The organism is Sandarakinorhabdus cyanobacteriorum, from assembly GCF_002251755.1.
In the GTDB taxonomy this organism is placed as follows: Bacteria; Pseudomonadota; Alphaproteobacteria; order Sphingomonadales; family Sphingomonadaceae; genus Sandarakinorhabdus; species Sandarakinorhabdus cyanobacteriorum.
The window spans coordinates 1-15,867 of record NZ_NOXT01000105.1 but is presented as its reverse complement, the minus strand read 5'-3'; the positions used below and the strand labels follow the sequence as shown (position 1 = coordinate 15,867).

Annotated in this window: 14 protein-coding genes; 12 read left to right on the top strand and 2 right to left on the bottom strand. The window is 64.3% G+C overall.

The genetic code is table 11. The annotated features are described in order from the left end of the window. The first annotated feature begins 163 nt into the window (after nucleotides 1–163). The 11 genes from CHU93_RS07705 to CHU93_RS07655 all read left to right on the top strand — a co-directional run bounded on the left by CHU93_RS07705 (nucleotide 164) and on the right by CHU93_RS07655 (nucleotide 11,973). The gene (locus CHU93_RS07705; RefSeq protein ID WP_094473518.1) at nucleotides 164–1,210 is read left to right on the top strand and encodes a UDP-glucose--hexose-1-phosphate uridylyltransferase; all 1,047 of its coding nucleotides are present in this window, start codon (nucleotides 164–166) and stop codon (nucleotides 1,208–1,210) included. Next, entirely contained in the window at nucleotides 1,207–2,376 is a 1,170-nt protein-coding gene (gene galK / locus CHU93_RS07700) for a galactokinase (RefSeq protein ID WP_094473517.1), read from the top strand. Before CHU93_RS07705 ends, galK begins: the two co-directional genes overlap by 4 nt. Nucleotides 2,377–2,623: 247 nt before the next feature. Beyond that, nucleotides 2,624–4,972, top strand: coding sequence for a TonB-dependent receptor (locus CHU93_RS07695; RefSeq protein ID WP_094473516.1), 2,349 nt, complete (start codon nucleotides 2,624–2,626; stop codon nucleotides 4,970–4,972). A gap of 166 nt (nucleotides 4,973–5,138) precedes the next feature. Beyond that, on the top strand, nucleotides 5,139–6,317 hold the full coding sequence (locus CHU93_RS07690) for an alpha/beta hydrolase family protein (RefSeq protein WP_165768654.1): 1,179 nt from the start codon (nucleotides 5,139–5,141) through the stop codon (nucleotides 6,315–6,317). Further along, nucleotides 6,314–7,090 carry an SDR family NAD(P)-dependent oxidoreductase gene (locus tag CHU93_RS07685; protein ID WP_094473514.1) on the top strand — a complete coding sequence of 259 codons (777 nt, stop codon included), beginning with the start codon at nucleotides 6,314–6,316 and terminating at the stop codon, nucleotides 7,088–7,090. The genes CHU93_RS07690 and CHU93_RS07685 overlap by 4 nt, the downstream gene beginning before the upstream one ends. Nucleotides 7,091–7,142: 52 nt before the next feature. Next, nucleotides 7,143–8,513 carry an MFS transporter gene (locus CHU93_RS07680; RefSeq protein WP_165768652.1) on the top strand — a complete coding sequence of 457 codons (1,371 nt, stop codon included), beginning with the start codon at nucleotides 7,143–7,145 and terminating at the stop codon, nucleotides 8,511–8,513. Further along, nucleotides 8,510–9,286: a VOC family protein gene (locus tag CHU93_RS07675; protein WP_094473512.1), complete on the top strand. Its 777-nt coding sequence runs from the start codon at nucleotides 8,510–8,512 to the stop codon at nucleotides 9,284–9,286. Before CHU93_RS07680 ends, CHU93_RS07675 begins: the two co-directional genes overlap by 4 nt. Nucleotides 9,287–9,307: 21 nt before the next feature. Further along, nucleotides 9,308–9,487: a hypothetical protein gene (locus CHU93_RS07670; protein ID WP_094473511.1), complete on the top strand. Its 180-nt coding sequence runs from the start codon at nucleotides 9,308–9,310 to the stop codon at nucleotides 9,485–9,487. Further along, complete coding sequence (locus CHU93_RS07665; RefSeq protein ID WP_094473510.1) at nucleotides 9,487–10,443, top strand: alpha/beta fold hydrolase; 957 nt, start codon at nucleotides 9,487–9,489, stop codon at nucleotides 10,441–10,443. The genes CHU93_RS07670 and CHU93_RS07665 overlap by 1 nt, the downstream gene beginning before the upstream one ends. Then, nucleotides 10,436–11,200 carry an SDR family NAD(P)-dependent oxidoreductase gene (locus tag CHU93_RS07660; RefSeq protein ID WP_165768651.1) on the top strand — a complete coding sequence of 255 codons (765 nt, stop codon included), beginning with the start codon at nucleotides 10,436–10,438 and terminating at the stop codon, nucleotides 11,198–11,200. Before CHU93_RS07665 ends, CHU93_RS07660 begins: the two co-directional genes overlap by 8 nt. Nucleotides 11,201–11,226: 26 nt before the next feature. Further along, complete coding sequence (locus tag CHU93_RS07655; protein ID WP_094473508.1) at nucleotides 11,227–11,973, top strand: Coq4 family protein; 747 nt, start codon at nucleotides 11,227–11,229, stop codon at nucleotides 11,971–11,973. 6 nt (nucleotides 11,974–11,979) lie between these two features. Here the strand turns inward: CHU93_RS07655 and CHU93_RS07650 are convergent, their stop codons facing one another. After that, the gene (locus CHU93_RS07650; protein ID WP_094473507.1) at nucleotides 11,980–12,642 is read right to left on the bottom strand and encodes a TetR/AcrR family transcriptional regulator; all 663 of its coding nucleotides are present in this window, start codon (nucleotides 12,640–12,642) and stop codon (nucleotides 11,980–11,982) included. Nucleotides 12,643–12,769: 127 nt separating this feature from the next. Here CHU93_RS07650 and CHU93_RS07645 point away from each other — a divergent pair, with 127 nt between their 5' ends. Then, nucleotides 12,770–14,689 carry a beta-galactosidase gene (locus CHU93_RS07645; protein WP_094473506.1) on the top strand — a complete coding sequence of 640 codons (1,920 nt, stop codon included), beginning with the start codon at nucleotides 12,770–12,772 and terminating at the stop codon, nucleotides 14,687–14,689. A 249-nt stretch (nucleotides 14,690–14,938) separates the two neighbouring features. Here CHU93_RS07645 and CHU93_RS07640 read toward each other — a convergent pair whose 3' ends face one another. Then, nucleotides 14,939–15,631 carry a hypothetical protein gene (locus tag CHU93_RS07640; RefSeq protein ID WP_094473505.1) on the bottom strand — a complete coding sequence of 231 codons (693 nt, stop codon included), beginning with the start codon at nucleotides 15,629–15,631 and terminating at the stop codon, nucleotides 14,939–14,941. Nucleotides 15,632–15,867 lie beyond the last annotated feature (236 nt).

Genomic DNA, 15,867 nt, shown 5'->3' with positions numbered 1-15,867 from the left:
TAGTGGATATTGCTGGCACTGCATCCGGAACCGGACCTGTGGGGGATGGGCTGACCGGGTGCAGGACAGGCAGCGCGGATCGCAGGGATGAGTGTCGCGCCAACCAGGCGCAGCCCGGCCGCAGTCGCGGCCGCGAAGGCAAGTGGCAGGAGAGCATGAGCTGATGGATGACGCCACAAGGGTGCACCGCCGCTTCAACCCGCTGAATGGCCGATGGGTGCTGGTGTCGCCCCATCGCACCCAGCGCCCCTGGCAAGGCCAGCTGGAAGCGCCTGATGCCCTGGCCCTGCCTGCGCATGACGCAGCATGCTTTCTGTGCCCGGGCAACACCCGCGCCAACGGGGCCGTGAACCCGCACTATAGCGGGCCGTGGGTGTTCGAGAATGATTTCGCCGCGCTGGCACCGGGGCCGCTGTCCTGGGCCGCGGACGCGCCTGCGGCCGACGCGTTGCTGCTGGCCGAGCCCGTGTCCGGCACGTGCCGGGTGATGTGCTTTTCCCCCAATCACGCGCTCACCTTGCCGGAATTGTCCGCCGCTGAACTCCGCGCCGTGATCGACACATGGGCGGAACAATCCGCCGAACTGGGCAAGCACCATGCCTGGGTGCAGGTGTTCGAGAACAAGGGGGCGGCCATGGGCTGCTCCAATCCGCATCCGCACGGCCAGATCTGGGCCAGCGCGCATGTGCCCGATGAACCGGCCGTGGAAGATGCCCGCCAGCACGCCTATTTCGAGCGCAACGGCCGGGCCATGCTCGCCGATCTCGCCGCGCGCGAAGCCGGCGGGCTGCGGGTGGTGATCGAGAATGAGCGATGGTTGGTGATCGTTCCATTCTGGGCCGTCTGGCCGTTCGAAACGCTGGTGCTGCCCCGCTTTTCGGTCCAGCGCCTGGAACAGCTGGCGCCGGGCGACCGCGACAGCCTGGGCGCGGTGCTCAGCGAGCTGACGGCGCGTTACGACAATCTTTTCGGCTGCTCATTCCCCTATTCGATGGGCTGGCACGGCGCGCCCTACACGCCGGGCAATCAGGCGCACTGGCAGCTGCATGCGCATTTCTTCCCACCGCTCCTGCGCTCGGCCAGCGTACGCAAATTCATGGTCGGCTATGAGATGCTGGCCGAGGCGCAGCGGGATCTGACCGCCGAACAGGCCGCCGAGCGCCTGCGCGCGACGAGCCCCATCCACTATCGCAAGGCAGGCCGGGCATGAGCCAATCCTCTCCTCTCGTCGAGCAGACGATTGCAGCGTTTCGCGAGGCCTATGGCCATGAGCCCGAGGTGGTGGCCTTTGCCCCTGGCCGGGTCAATCTGATCGGCGATCACACCGATTACAACGACGGCTTTGCCCTGCCATGCGCATTGCAGTTCGGCACCGTGGTGGCCGCAGCGCCGCTGGCCGATCAGCGCATCATCGCCAGGGCCGTGGACTTTGGCGCGGAGCAGGACGAACTCCGGATCGACGCGCCCATTGCACCGTTGGGCCAGGGACATTGGCAGAACCATGTCCGCGGGATTGCCGCCGGCCTGCCGCTGTTCGGCCTGCCCCAGCGCGGCGCAAGCCTGGCCATTTCCGGTGACGTGCCGCAAGGCAATGGCCTGTCGTCCTCCGCCTCTCTGGGTGTGGCATTGGGCCTTGCCCTGGCCGCCCTGGCGGGCGAACGCCGGCCCGACCGGCAGGTGCTGGCGCGCGTGGCGCAATGGTCTGAGCATCAATATGTCGGTTGTGCCTGTGGCCTGCTGGACCAGACGGCATCCGCCTTTGGCGAACAGGGCAGCGCACTGCTGCTCGATTGTCGGAGCCTGGCGGTCGAGCCGGCGCCCTTCCCGGCCGACACGACGATCCTGATCGTGCCGTCGGGGGTGGCCCGCGGCCTGGTGGACAGCGCCTACAACGAACGCCGCATGCAATGCCGGCAGGCAGCGGCGCATTTTTCGGTTGAGAGCCTGCGCGACCTGGACGAAGCAAGGCTGATGGCCGGACAGGATGGTTGCGATGCCACCATATTCCGCCGGGCCCGGCATGTTGTGACAGAAAATGCGCGCACATTGTTGGCAGCCGCAGCGATGGCGCGGGGCGATCTGGCGGAGCTCGGCCGGTTGATGCGCGCATCACATGCCTCCTTGCGGGACGATTTCGAAGTCAGTGTGGCGGCGGTTGATGCCCTGGTGGACGCGCTGAATGCGGCGATCGGCGAAGGTGGCGGCGCCAGAATGACCGGTGGCGGATTCGGTGGCTGCGTGGTTGCCGTGGTTGCGGCCGACCGGTTGGCCAACGTCGAACGCGCATTAAGCGCGCATTGGCAGCAGGCGGGCCAACCGGCCCAAGCCCATTTCCGGGGCATTCCGTCGGCCGGTGCCCGGCTGCTGCGAGGCTGACGGCTGCGAACCGGCAGGGCCGCCCGCCACGCCACCTCTCCCCGTCAGGCCGGCCAAGCAAGTCTCTTGCAACAAAGGGATTTCGCTGTCGCACGCGACCGGCATACTATTGCGCGAATGGTAAATTATACGCCAGAAATCGGCTCCGAAATGCCTGTTTCGTGCGCCGGGACCGGCTTTTGCACGCACCCTATTGACGATATGTCTATTTCAATTACACATATCGTCAAAACAAGGGGAGGACAGCATGACGAACAGGTTGAGCAGGGCGTTGGGCACATCGGCGCTGGCGCTGGCATGGCTGGCAGCGGCGAACCCGGCGGCCGCGCAGGACCAGGCGGCCAATGCCGCGGACGACCGCGACACCATTGTCGTCACAGCACAGCGGAAATCAGAGAATATCCAGGCCGTGCCGATCGCGATCACCGCGCTCAACGCCGAAGCGCTGCAGGCCGCCCGCATTGAAGATGGCAAGGATCTGCAGTTCAACGCGCCCAACGTCACCCTCTCCGCAAACCGCAACCTGACCATCCGCGGTGTGGGTTCCCAATCGTTCGGCGGCACGGGCGACACGAACATCGGCATCCTGGTCAACGGCGTGTTCCTGCAATCGGGCAGCACCTTTGGCGAGTTCTTCGACATGGAGCGCATCGAAGTGCTCCGCGGGCCGCAAGGCACGCTGTTCGGCCGCAACACGACCGGCGGCGCGATCAACTTCATCACGCGGCGGCCGACCAAGGACTTTGAAGGCTATGTTGAGTTGCAGGGCGAAAGCCCGCGCGGCATCCGCGCCAATGCCGCCATCAACATCCCCATTGCGCAAGGCATCTATCAACGCTTTGCCGCCAATTACATCAATCGTGACGGCTATACCCGCAACCTGCTCGACAACACGAAGATCGACGGGCGCAACCAGTTCACCCTTCGCTCGAGCACGCGGATTGAGCCGAGCAGCTCAACCACGATCGATCTGACCCTGACCTACTTCAAGGAGGACTCGGACCGGCAGAACGCGGCAAAGTCGCTCTGCACACCAGATGCCCAGTTCGGATGCTCGCCCAATTCGGCCGGCACGGCCTTCCCGACCACGAATTTCCCGATCGACAATTTCCTGCTGCCGGGCGTTGTGCGGGCCGGGACGTTTGCAACCAACCCGCCAGGCCTGCGGGACGTGCGGATTGATGTGCGCCCCTTCCAGAGGGCCGAGGATTTTCTGGGCACCCTGGAAATCACCCAGGAACTGGGCGCCCTTACGCTCACCTCGCTGACGGGCTTTCGTGATGGGCACAACACGAGCGAGCGGGATTTCGATCAAGGCTTTCGCCCCAATGCGTTCAATCCCGGCACCTTCGGATCCCGGGTCGTGCCCGATGCCGGCAACGGCAATGGCGTGTTGACCTATCTCCTGTCTGGCCGGCCGGTGACCACGACCGATTATCGCACCTCGCAAACCGGCGGCGGCAGCCAGAAGCAGTTCAGCCAGGAACTGCGGTTGGCGTCGCGCTTCGATGGCAGGTTCAACTTCATCTTCGGCGGCTTCTACATGAATTCGCGCGGCAGCGGCTTTGTCGACACCTGGACCCCGGCAAACGGGTTGCTGGGCGCCGTCTCGAAGTTCGACACGCGCCTGGGCCAGGTGAAATCCTATGCCGTGTTCGGCGAGGCCTATGTCGATATCACCGATACGCTGAAGCTCACCGGCGGCCTGCGCTACACACACGATGAGAAGCGCATCGAGACGGCCTCCGGCACCTTCGCGCTCAATCCCTATTTCATTGGCAGGGCCGAGTTCGACAAGGTCACCGGGCGCGCCGTCGTGAACTGGGCGCCGAAACTCTCCTTCACGCAGGAAACCAACGTCTATCTGTCCTTCTCGCGCGGGTTCAAATCAGGCGGGTTCAACCCCGGCAACAACACGATACCGCTGTTTGAATCCGAGGAGATCGATGCACTCGAACTGGGGATGAAGAACAGCTTCCTCGACGGCAAGGGTCGATTGAACCTGGCGCTGTTCAACTATGATTACGCCAATCTGATCGTCGGCAACCTGGTCGGCACCGCGGTTGCCAACACCAACATCCCCAAGTCGCGGGTGCGCGGGTTCGAGGCGGAGCTCGTTTACAATCCCGTCCCGCCGCTGCGCCTGGAGGCCAGTCTGGGCCTGCTCGATGCCGAAATCCGCAGCGATTTCCTGTCGGCCGACCCTTCCCGGGGCAATGCCCGCTTCCAGCTGCGCGGCAACCAGCTGCCCAATGCCCCGCGGCGCACCCTGAAGCTTGCGGCTGAGTACACGGTCGATGCGGGGGATGGCTGGACCGTACGGCCACGCGTAGACTTTTATTCGCAATCCGGCTTCCACTCGCGGGAGTTCAACCTGCCGGCTGATCGCGTGGGCAGCTGGTCCCAGCTCGATGCATCGCTGGTGATTGCCAACAGCGACAAGGACTGGAGCCTGACGGCGTTCGTGAAGAATCTGACGAACGACGACAGCATCACCTTCCTGGAAGTCAACTCCAACCTGGTTGGCAGCTTCCGCAGCGCGTTCCTGCTCGATCCGCGCACGGTCGGCCTGGCACTGCGCATCGGCTTCCATTGATCGCCCACGCCATGACAATGTGAACGGAGTAACCAGGCCAGTGGAGCGTTTCCGGACCAGCAATCTGGGAAAGATAGTGGCGGTCGCCTTGGCGATGCTTGTTTCGGTGGAGGCCCGACCGGCCGACCAGAACAGGCCATCGCCTGGGCGCCCCACGTCCGCAGAAATGCCCGAACTGTCTGGCCATGGCCAATATGTGGTCGGGACGGTGTTTGAGGAACTGACGGCCGGCAACCGGACGATTGGCATTCGCTTCTGGTTCCCTGCCGCCCAGGATAGCAGTGCACAGCCTCAGCAATATCATCACATGCGTGCTGTTCCCGGCCAGCGGATGCTGGCGCTTTCAGAACAAGGTAAGGCTCTCGCTCCAGTCAAACCACTGACCGGAAGCCATTTTCCACTGATTGTCATGTCGCACGGCTATGGCGGATGGTCCGAGCACATGAGCCGCCTGGGCGAGACCCTGGCCTCGCGCGGATATGTGGTTGCGTCCATCGACCATCGCGACCCGTCGTTTAGCGACGTGGCCTCGTTTGCGGCCTCGTTCGGCAGTGTGCTCGTCAACCGTTCCAGGGATCAGCAAGCGGTTCTGCGCGCCGTCCTCGACGGCGCTGTCAGGAACCAGGGCGTGGCGCGCCTGATGGACCCGAACGCCATTGGCGTTCTGGGCTATTCCATGGGCGGTTACGGCGCCATCACCACTGCGGGCGTGCCGCTTGAGCCGGCCGCGCCAGCCTTTCGCCAGTTTCCGCGTCAGGCATTGGCTGCCTTGCCACGGCCCGACCCGGATCTTGCCGCGAAGATCGGGGCGCTCGTCACCATGGCACCATGGGGAGGCCAACCCGATGCCATGGCCTGGCGCGACCAGGATCTTGCCGGGCTGAAGACCCCAATGCTGCTGATCGATGGCGATCAGGACGATGTGGTGGATTTCGAGAGGGGCGTGAAGCGCCTGTTCGGCACGGTGCGGGGCGCGGACCGTTACCTGCTGGTCTATCGCGAGGCTGCCCACAACATCGCTGGCAATCCCTGGACCCTGCCGCAGGACGCGGATTTCCCGGCGATCGAATTTCTTTCGGACCCCGTGTGGCGCAAGGACCGGATCGAAGCGATCAATGCCCACTTCATCGGTGCTTTCTTCGACCTGCATCTGAAGCAGGATCAGACAAGGCGGCGATACCTGGACGTCCCGGTGCCGCAGTCCAACGCCGGACGCTGGCCAAGCATGTTCGGACAGCAATGGGGCGGGATGGTCGCGGGCGACAACCAGCCTGACTATTGGCGCGGCTTTCAGCGCCGATGGGCGCGCGGACTTGAACTGCATCACAAATCACGAGGCGAATGACCCGAATGCACAATCTCTTCGATCTTCAGGGGCACGTCGCCCTCGTCACCGGCGGCAATGGCGGCCTGGGCCTCGCCATGGCCAAGGGCCTGGTAAAATGTGGCGCTGCCGTTGCCATCTGGGGGCGCAATGCCGACAAGAATGCCGCCGCCATCGCCGAACTGGAAGCACTGGGCGGGACGGCGCGCAGCTTTGTGGCCGATGTCACGGATCCAGCGTCGACGGCAGCTGCCTTTGCGGACACGCTGGCCGCCTTCGGTCATGTCGACAGCTGCTTTGCCAATGCCGGCGGATCAGGCGTGCGCGGCCCCTTTGACGAACTGGATCGCGATGCCTGGCTGCAGACGCATGAACTCAATGTGATGAGTGTCATCGACACGTTTCAGCTTGTGGTCCGGCACTGGAAGGCGATCGGCGCGGGCGGCAAGCTGGTCGTGACATCGTCGGTCGCCGCGTTGCTGGGGCTCCCCAACTCGGCCGGCTATTGCATGACCAAGGCGTCGGTCACCGGTCTCGTGCGCTCGTTGGCGATCGAGCTTGGCCGCAGCGGCATCCAGGTCAATGCCATTCTGCCAGGCTTCATCGAGACCGAAATGTCGCTGAACACCCCCAAGGCCTTTCAGGACGGGTGTCGCCGGCGTGCCGCTTCAGGCAGCATCGGGCAGCTGGAGGACATGGAGGGGATCGCCGTTTATCTCGCCTCGCAGCAGAGCAATTTCATGACCGGCCAAGCCCTCGTGCTGGATGGCGGCCACACGATCTTTCCGCTGTGAAGATGCCCCCCCACCTCGACCACAGGGCAAAGACTGCCAAACGGTGGTGCGCATGACGGCTGCTTCTCCGACTGCCGATGCGCCAATCGCCTTCTGGCGCATCCTGGCCTTCGGGTCGGTGCAGTTGCCGCTTGGCATGATCGGGCTGCCGATCGCCATCTACCTCGCCCCCCTCTATTCGGGGCAGCTGCAACTCAGTCTGCAGCTGATCGGCATCGCCTTGATCCTGGCGCGCCTGTCCGATTTCATCACCGATCCGATCATCGGCATCCTGTCGGACCGGTGGCGGCCGCGCATCGGTCGCCGCCGGGTCTGGCTGATCTTCGGCACCATCGCGATGGTGGCAGGGGTGCGGTTGCTGTTCGTGCCCGCAGCCGGCGCCGGCATTGTCTATTTCGCGTTGGCAGTCTCGCTGGTGTACTTGGGCTATACGCTGATCCTGCTGCCCTATCAGGCTTGGTCTGCCGAGCTTTCGACAGACTATCATGTCCGCACGCGCATCAGCTCCGTATCGCAAGGGTTCAGCATTGTCGGGCTCATCGCATCGACACTGATCCCGGCCTATGTCCTGTCACGGCCGGGCGCGACCAGTGCCGATGTCATGGCGGCGTTGAGCATCGTGATCATCCTGTTGCTGCCTATCTGCGCAAGCACCGCCTTCCTCCTGGTGCCTGAGCCTGCCGCACCCATTCGCAAGGCACCGTTCGATCTTGGCATGGCGCTGCGCATGCTCGCCAGCAACCGCGCCTTCCTGAACATCACGCTGCTTGTGCTGATCGCCACCATCGGAGAGGTGTTCCGCCAGACGATCACCGTGTTCTTCGCCCGCGACGTCGTGGGGGTCACCAACATCGGCATCGTCTATTTTCTCTATTTCGCGGCTGCGCTGCTGGTGATGCCGGGGTGGGTCTGGCTGGCCAAACGGATCGAGAAGCACCGGGCGCTGACGCTGGCTCTCGTCATCGTGGCCTTGACCAATTCCTGCATGTTCCTGGTGCCCAAGGGCGGCGTCATCCTGTTCACCGGGCTCTTCATCCTGAAGGGCTGCTGCTATGGGGCAGTGCTGATGCTGCCGCATGCGATGGTGGCCGATACGGCCGATATCGACACGGCCGAAACGCTTGATCGCCAGCAGGGCCTGTTCTTTGCCGCGATGGCGATGGTGCAGAAGATGGGCTATGCGGCCGGCTCCGGGTTGCCGCTGCTGATCCTCGGCGCTGTCGGCTATCAATCATCGGGCGAGAGCCGGGCCGAACCACTGCTGGCCTTGTCGATCAGCTACAGTCTTGTGCCCTGTGCGCTCGTGCTGATCGCCGCCATGCTGGCGTGGCGCTATTCACTGACAGCCGAGACGCACAAGGCCATCCGTGCCAGGATTGCGGAACGGGCAAATGGGTCCATGGAAGCGGAGTCCGTGCCATGATTACCGGCCTTCATCACACCGGCCTTGTCGTCACCGATCTTGATGCCGCCATTGCATTCTATTCCAGGCAGCAGGCCTTTGCGCTTGTCTCGCGCCATGCGCTTGCGGACACCGCCGAGAACCGGGCGATGCTGCAGCTGGACGATTGCCGTGCGCAGGTCGCGTTCCTGCGGGGCGCCCTGGGCGCGATCGAGCTGTTTGAATATGCTGCCCCCACCCGCCAGCCCGTGCCGGCGCGCGAGGTCTTTTCCGCCGGCATCCGCCACATCTGCCTCCAGCAGGATCTTTCCGATGGGCTGTATCGCGGCTTCATGGCGGCCGGCGCCGCGTCGCATGGTCCGCCTTCCGGGCTCGGCACCGGCAACAGCTATGTCTATATCCGCGATCCGGAAGCCAATATCATCGAACTGGAGGGTGTGCCCTGGGCGCCCATGCCGTCTGAACGGCCCTGGTTTGCCCACACCGCCATCGTTTCCCCGGACATGCCGCGCCTGCTGGCCTTCTATGCGATGCTCACCGGTCAGGAGGCCACGCGCCGGGGCGCGTTCGGGCCGGACCCCAAGTTTGATCGGGTCGCCGGCATCGCCAATGTCCGTTTCGACGGGGCCTGGTTGCGCCTGCCCAACGCGGAGCTGGAGTTCTGGCAGTATCATCATCCGCAGACCCTGCCCGCCGCGCGCCGGGATCTGAGCGCGCCGGGCTGGAACCATATCTGTTTCGAAAGCGATGATCTCCACGCCGATCACGCGCGTCTGCTGGCGCATGGCATCTAATTGCACGGGCCACCGCTGGACATGGGGACAGCCATTGTCCTGTTTGGCCGCGATCCGGACGGCAATGTGTTTGAACTGCTGCAGCCGGCCCGCCCGGCGCTGCGGCCGGCCGACACGAGCGGACACGACGCCTGGGGCCAGACCGTGGCGGCGGCCCGAACGGCCTGGCGCCAGCGGCTGGCGGCTGGAAGCGGCGCGTGATGGCGGCGCCTGACCCCTTGCCCGGAACCACGAGCGCTGTGCCCGTCCAGCACCGCATCGCGGTGAACGGGATCGAACTGGATTGTCTGGAACAGGGCGATGGCGTGCCGCTGTTGATGCTGCATGGCTTTCCCGACCATGCCGCCAGTTGGCGGCCGCTGGCCGAACGGCTTGGTCCGGGGATTCGCCAACTGGCGCCGGATCAGCGCGGCTATCGGGGTAGCAGCCGACCGCCCGGCGTTGCAGACTATGGCATCGATATATTGGTGAACGACCTCGTTGGCCTGATCGATGCGCTCGGGATCGAGCGGGTGCATCTTTGCGGTCATGATTGGGGCGGCGTGCTGGCGTTCGAACTGGCCGAACGCTTTCCGGCCCGTGTTGCCGGGCTGATCGCGCTCAATGCCCCGCCGGCGCGCATCTTCCAGCACCTGATCCTGCACGACGCCGAACAGCGAGCGGCCTCGCAGTATATCAACCTGCTGCGATCCGATGCCTCGAACGGGCTTTTTTGCGAAGCGCGTGTTGAAGCGCTGGTTGACCGGTTTCTGGGCGATGCGGCCCGGCGGGGACGTCTCAACGCGGACGACCTGGCATGTTATCGTGACGCTTGGACACGGCCCGGGGTCTGGGCTGCGATGCGCGCCTGGTACCGGGCCGCTCCGTTCGACATTCCCGCGCCTGGTGCGCCGCCGGCCATGGATGCACAGGCGTCGCCGCCGCCGCTGGCGATCAGCTGCCCCGTGCTGATCATTTGGGGCGAGCGCGACATCGTGTTCGTGCCAGGCATGCCGGATGTGATCGCGGCGGCCTGCCCCGATGTTCGCATCGTCAGGCTGCCGGATGCCGGGCATGTGCCCCACCGCGATGCCGCGGCCGAATGCGCCCAACTGATCCGCGCCTTTGTCGCCGGCGATGGCCGCGCTTCACTCGAGAAGGACCAACATCATGGCTGAATCCTCGCTCCATGGCCGTGTGGCCATCGTCACGGGCGCGGCGCGGGGCATCGGGCTGGCCGCCGTGCGCAGGCTGTGCGCCGATGGCGTTCGGGTTCTGGCGTTCGACCGGCCGGATGCCGATTTCGGCGAGGCCAGCGCTGCCGGCGATGTCACCCCGTTTGCGGGCGATGTGGTCCACAGCGCGGACTGGCTGCGTGCCGTCGACGCGGCCTGCAGGCTGGGGCCCGGCATCGACATCCTGTTCAACAACGCCGGGATCCCCGGCCCGATTGCCAGCGCGGTAGAGTATGGCGAGGATGATTTCGACCGCATCATGGCGGTGAATGTGAAGGGCGTGTTCCTGGGCCTGAAGCATGTTGGCGGGCACATGCAGCGCAATGGCCGCGGCGTCATCGTCAACACCTCGTCGGTGTCGGGCTTTGGCGGCGGCGGCAATATCTTCGGGTACAACACCAGCAAGGCGGCCGTGAACAGCATGACCAAATCGGCCGCCGTGAGCATGGCGCGATATGGCGTCAGAGTGCTCGCCATCTGCCCCAGCCCGACGGCAACCGACATGATCTTCCAGCTGGAACGTCACCTGTCGCCCGACAAGCCGGAAGCCGTCCGCCCGCAGCTGGCGCATGGCACGCCGCTGGGCCGCTATGGCACGCCTGAAGAAATGGCCGACGTCCTCGCCTTTCTGGTCAGCGACGCGGCCAGCTTCATGACGGGCGCCCTGGTGCCGGTCGATGGCGGCAGCCTGGCGAAATAAGCAGCGCGGTCCGAAGGGAGACGCATATGGCCACACCGATCGCACGCGGCTTTGGAGAGAAGTTCCTCCTCAGCATCGACAATTTCTACAGCCACGGGATCGATTGGCTGTTCAACGAATGGTGGGAAACCGCACCCGCCGACGCCATTGCCAAATATGAGGCGGCCATCCTCGACCACCCCGAACATGGGCCGCTGGCGCGGGCGGCGTGGCTGGCGCCGGATTTCGAGCTGGCCGCGCTGGCGGATTGTGCGCCCGGCACCCTTGGCCATGCCTATCGCACCTTCATGATCGACAACAATCTGGTCGAGCATCTGGCAGCGGGTTATCGCGCGCGGCACCAGGCGCTTGAACAGGGCGGCAGGATTGCCCGCATGCCGCCGGCCATAGCCTACAAGGTGGTGCGGGGGTTCCAGACCCATGACCTGCACCATGTGCTGACCGGGTATCCGGCAACGCCGTTCGGGGAACTGGCGCTGCAGGCATTTCAGCTCGCGCAGATGGATTTCCCCTATGCCGCGATGTGGATTGCGGTTGTCACCGGGCATATGGCGCTGGTGGATCCGCTGCTGATCCAGCCGGCGATGGATGCCATCACCGATGGCTGGTCACGGGGGCGCCGGGCCCGCAGCCTGCAGTTCGTCGCCTTTGAACAGCGTTTGCATGAACCACTGGACCGCCTGCGCAGCGAATATGGCCTGGCCGATGGGCCGGGTGCCGTGATCAATCCGGCCCGTGCGCGAATGCCGGACCTGCTGGCGGCCGCGGCCTGACGCATGTCATCGCAGCGGCGGGGCGCGCCGGATCGGCAGACGGCGGGCCATCTGCTCGCGCTTCAATTCGTTCAGCGTGCCCAGGATCATGGTGACGGTCAGATCTTCCAGCACGTCACGGCTCAACCGCCGCTGCAGCAGGTAAGCCCCCGCTGCGGCCGGCAGGCCGAAGCTGATATCGGTCGCCGCCCTCGCGATGTCTGCGGGCAGGCCATAATGCTCGGCCACGATCTCGGCCAGATAGCCGACCGCAGTGTCCCGGCCGAACTCGGTGGGGTCATGGATGGCGGACACCGACGGCTCCGCCTGGAGCCGTTCGATCAGCATGCCGCGCTCGTCGATATATTTGAGGTAGACATGGGTGACCGCGCGCACCAGCCCTTCCATCGTCTCGGCCCGGTCGGCCGCCTCCGCCTGCAACCGCCGCAAACGGCGCCATTCGCGCTGCAGCAACTGCCGCAACAGGTCTGTCATGCTGGGGAAATAGGCATAGACCAGCGACTTGCTGACGCCCGCCTCGCGGCCGATCCGATCCATCGACAACGCAGACACGCCTTCGCGCGCAATGATGTCCGCAGTGCGGTCCAGGATCAGCGATTGCCGCTCCTGCGGCGCCAATCGGACCCGCTTGCGCGGTGCGGCTTTGGTTTTCAGGCTCCGCTCAGCCATGGTCAGCCTTTTTGATGTGGTGTGCGCACCAATTGAACATGTTCTCTCTTCGTAATTGCCCCCTCAACCAGAAAAGAGCAACCGCGCGGCCATGACGTCCCAGCGCCCTTCCCCGACGCCAAAACCCATGCACCTCGGTGTCTGCTACTACCCTGAACACTGGCCGGAAACGCAATGGGCCGATGATGCCCGGCGCATGCGCGCGATCGGCCTGACCCGCGTGCGCATTGGCGAATTTGCCTGGAGCCGGATCGAACCGGAGCCGGGCCGGCTTGACTGGGCCTGGCTGGATCGGGCGATCGCAACGCTGCACGCTGCCGGGCTGGGCATCATCCTTTGCACGCCAACTGCCACGCCGCCCAAATGGCTGGTCGATGCCATGCCGGACATGATCGCAATCGATCGCGAGGGGCGGCCCCGTCGGTTCGGTTCGCGGCGTCATTACTGCTTCAGCCATGCCGGATATCGCCGGGAGGCCGCACGCATCACCCGCGCGATGGCGGAACGCTATGGCCACCACCCTGCCGTGGTCGCGTGGCAAACGGACAATGAATATGGCTGCCACGACACCGTGCAGAGCTTTTCGGCTGCAGCCGCGACGGCCTTTCGGGTCTGGCTGGCCGAACGCTATGGAAGCATCGCGGCACTCAATCAGGCGTGGGGCACCATATTCTGGAGCCAGACGTATCGCAGCTTCGACGCGATCGATTTGCCCAACCTCACCGTCACCGAAGCCAACCCGGCGCATTGGCTGGCCTTTCGCCGCTTTGCGTCAGATGAGGTCGTCCGCTTCAACCAGATCCAGGTGGACATCATCCGGGCCCTCTCGCCCGGCCGCGACATCACCCACAATTTCATGGGCTTCTTCACGGAATTCGACCATCACGCCGTGGCGCAGTCCCTGGATGCCGTGGGCTGGGACAGTTATCCGCTGGGCTTTCTCGACAGCTTTCGGTTCAGCGAGGCCGACAAGCTGCGCTATGCCCGGCAGGGCCATCCCGATATCGCCGCCTTCCATCATGATCTGTACCGGGGGTGCGCGCGCGGCGGACGCTGGTGGGTGCTGGAACAACAGCCGGGACCGGTCAACTGGGCCGGGCATAACCCGGCACCGCTGGACGGAATGGTGCGTCTCTGGACGCTCGAGGCCCTGGCCCATGGCGCTGAACTGGTCAGCTATTTCCGCTGGCGCCAGGCGCCCTTTGGCCAGGAACAGCTGCACGCCGGCCTGCTGCGCCCGGACGATGTGCCGGCGCCGGCCTATGCCGAAGCGGCCCGGACCGCACGCGAGATCGAGGCTCTCGGCCCAATGCCTGCCGCGGAAAAATGCGTGGCGCTGGTCTTCGCCTATGAAGCCGATTGGATGACGACAATCCAACCTCAGGGCGCTGGGCTGTCCGCACTCTGGGCGGCCTTTGCGGCCTATTCGGCGCTGCGGCAGATGGGGCTGAACATCGATATCGTGCCGCCCGATGCCGCGCTGGACGGCTATGCGCTGTGCATCCTGCCCTGCCTGCCGGTGGTGCCCAATCAGTTGCTGCAACAGCTGGCCGATTTTGACGGCCCGATTGTGATTGGCCCACGGTCGGGCAGCCGCACGGCCGACTTTGCCATACAAGATGGCCTGCCGCCTGGTCCGATCTTCCCCGCCAAGGTGACAAGGGTGGAAAGCCTGCGTCCGGGGCTGGAGCATGTCGGCGAGGGCTGGTGCGTCCGGCACTGGGTCGAGCATCTGGAAACCGAGGCCACGGCCGAGCTTGTGGCCGACGACGGAACCGTCGCCTGCTGGCGGTCAGGCAACCGCCGCTATCTCGCCGCCTGGCCCGAACCGGAGCTGCTTGCGGTGGTTCTGGACAAGGCGGCCAGGGAGGCCGGTCTCGAGCGCCTGGATCTGCCGGATGGACTGCGCGTGCGCCGCACGGGCAGTCTCATCTTCGCCTTCAACCATGCCAACAGGATGCTTGTGCTGCCCGAAGAAGTCGGCGGCCGGGTCGTGCTTGGGCAGCGGGAACTGGCGCCAGCAGAGGTCACCGTGCTGGCGCTCTGATCCGTTGCGGCGCGTCATCGCCAAACCCGGCCGGGCACACTGATCGCACAGTGTCTTGATCGCGATGGCCATGTGNCGCGGCAGGGATTGAACCTGCGACCCCTGCGATGTCAACACAAAAAGAAGGGCGTTTGCGTGTTATATTTCAATGGCTTAGCCTATTCTTGGCCACGAAACACACCATAATCATATCAAGAACATAGCAAAAACATGCCGCTTCCTCACCGGAGTTTCACCGGAACGTACGGGCTACCCATCCCTATCGTGCATGGCCGGGTTTGGCCGTTGATAAGGGCACGCCAAGCACCAGGCATGCAGCTCAGCAAGCGTCATGACTTTGGTGCGCTCGAGGTACACGCCAATCCGGTGCGCAAGGCTGCTGGCATTGATCACGCTGATCCGTTTGGCCTTCATTGGATCCGTAAGGTCGAAATAACCTTCGGCTGAGGTCGCCCGCCGCAAAGGGCCATAGCCAACGATCGGGGTGAACCTCCCATTGGGTGACTGCCGGCGCCGCTCCTCTTCCACGGCCTTCGGGTCATCGGATTTCGTCAGCCCATCAAAACGCTCCAGGCTGAGGGTGATCACCGCAGGATAAATGCTCTCACCGGTCAGCTGGCCGCGATGCGCACGGCCTATGGTGGACAGGATGTTCGATAGTCCCCTTGGCCAAGCGTATGTCAGAAGCCGAGCGGCCTTTTCCGTCGACAGCGACATCTGGATCATCTCCACGGCGATTGCCACCTGGAAGACACTGATCAGATCAAAGCGCGCCTTGCGCCCTGTTCCGACCCGCTGCGCATCGGGCACACCTAGGCGCGCGAGCAGCTTCAACCGCGAGGTAAGCGCGGCTTGATCCTCTTCTGGCACATCATTGATAGCGATCAGCAGCTGTTCCAGCTCCTTCGAGCCGATGGCCACTTCAGACAAAGATTGATCCATAACTTTTCTCTTGCATGCCAAGCCGGATGTGTCTAGAGGAGTTTAAGGTTAGGATTAATCCTTAGCTTTTGGAGAGTGAAGTGACAGTGCAAGAGCGACTCAAGACCATCGCTTCGATCGACAGGAAGCTTCTGTCTGCTGCGCAAAGTGGCCGCCGGCTGTCGCTTACACCCGGAGAGGTCGAAGTGATGATCGATGTAGCGCGACGATCAAGGTGAGAACTACGCGACGATCAG

Coding starts and splice junctions, on each gene's coding strand:
- CHU93_RS07665 (WP_094473510.1), top strand. CDS start 9,487: ATGGCGGCGCCTGACCCCTTGCCCGGAACCACGAGCGCTGTGCCCGTC.
- CHU93_RS07680 (WP_165768652.1), top strand. CDS start 7,143: ATGACGGCTGCTTCTCCGACTGCCGATGCGCCAATCGCCTTCTGGCGC.
- CHU93_RS07675 (WP_094473512.1), top strand. CDS start 8,510: ATGATTACCGGCCTTCATCACACCGGCCTTGTCGTCACCGATCTTGAT.
- CHU93_RS07660 (WP_165768651.1), top strand. CDS start 10,436: ATGGCTGAATCCTCGCTCCATGGCCGTGTGGCCATCGTCACGGGCGCG.
- CHU93_RS07705 (WP_094473518.1), top strand. CDS start 164: ATGGATGACGCCACAAGGGTGCACCGCCGCTTCAACCCGCTGAATGGC.
- CHU93_RS07640 (WP_094473505.1), bottom strand. CDS start 15,631: ATGGATCAATCTTTGTCTGAAGTGGCCATCGGCTCGAAGGAGCTGGAA.
- CHU93_RS07690 (WP_165768654.1), top strand. CDS start 5,139: ATGCCCGAACTGTCTGGCCATGGCCAATATGTGGTCGGGACGGTGTTT.
- CHU93_RS07655 (WP_094473508.1), top strand. CDS start 11,227: ATGGCCACACCGATCGCACGCGGCTTTGGAGAGAAGTTCCTCCTCAGC.
- galK (WP_094473517.1), top strand. CDS start 1,207: ATGAGCCAATCCTCTCCTCTCGTCGAGCAGACGATTGCAGCGTTTCGC.
- CHU93_RS07695 (WP_094473516.1), top strand. CDS start 2,624: ATGACGAACAGGTTGAGCAGGGCGTTGGGCACATCGGCGCTGGCGCTG.
- CHU93_RS07645 (WP_094473506.1), top strand. CDS start 12,770: ATGCACCTCGGTGTCTGCTACTACCCTGAACACTGGCCGGAAACGCAA.
- CHU93_RS07670 (WP_094473511.1), top strand. CDS start 9,308: ATGGGGACAGCCATTGTCCTGTTTGGCCGCGATCCGGACGGCAATGTG.
- CHU93_RS07650 (WP_094473507.1), bottom strand. CDS start 12,642: ATGGCTGAGCGGAGCCTGAAAACCAAAGCCGCACCGCGCAAGCGGGTC.
- CHU93_RS07685 (WP_094473514.1), top strand. CDS start 6,314: ATGACCCGAATGCACAATCTCTTCGATCTTCAGGGGCACGTCGCCCTC.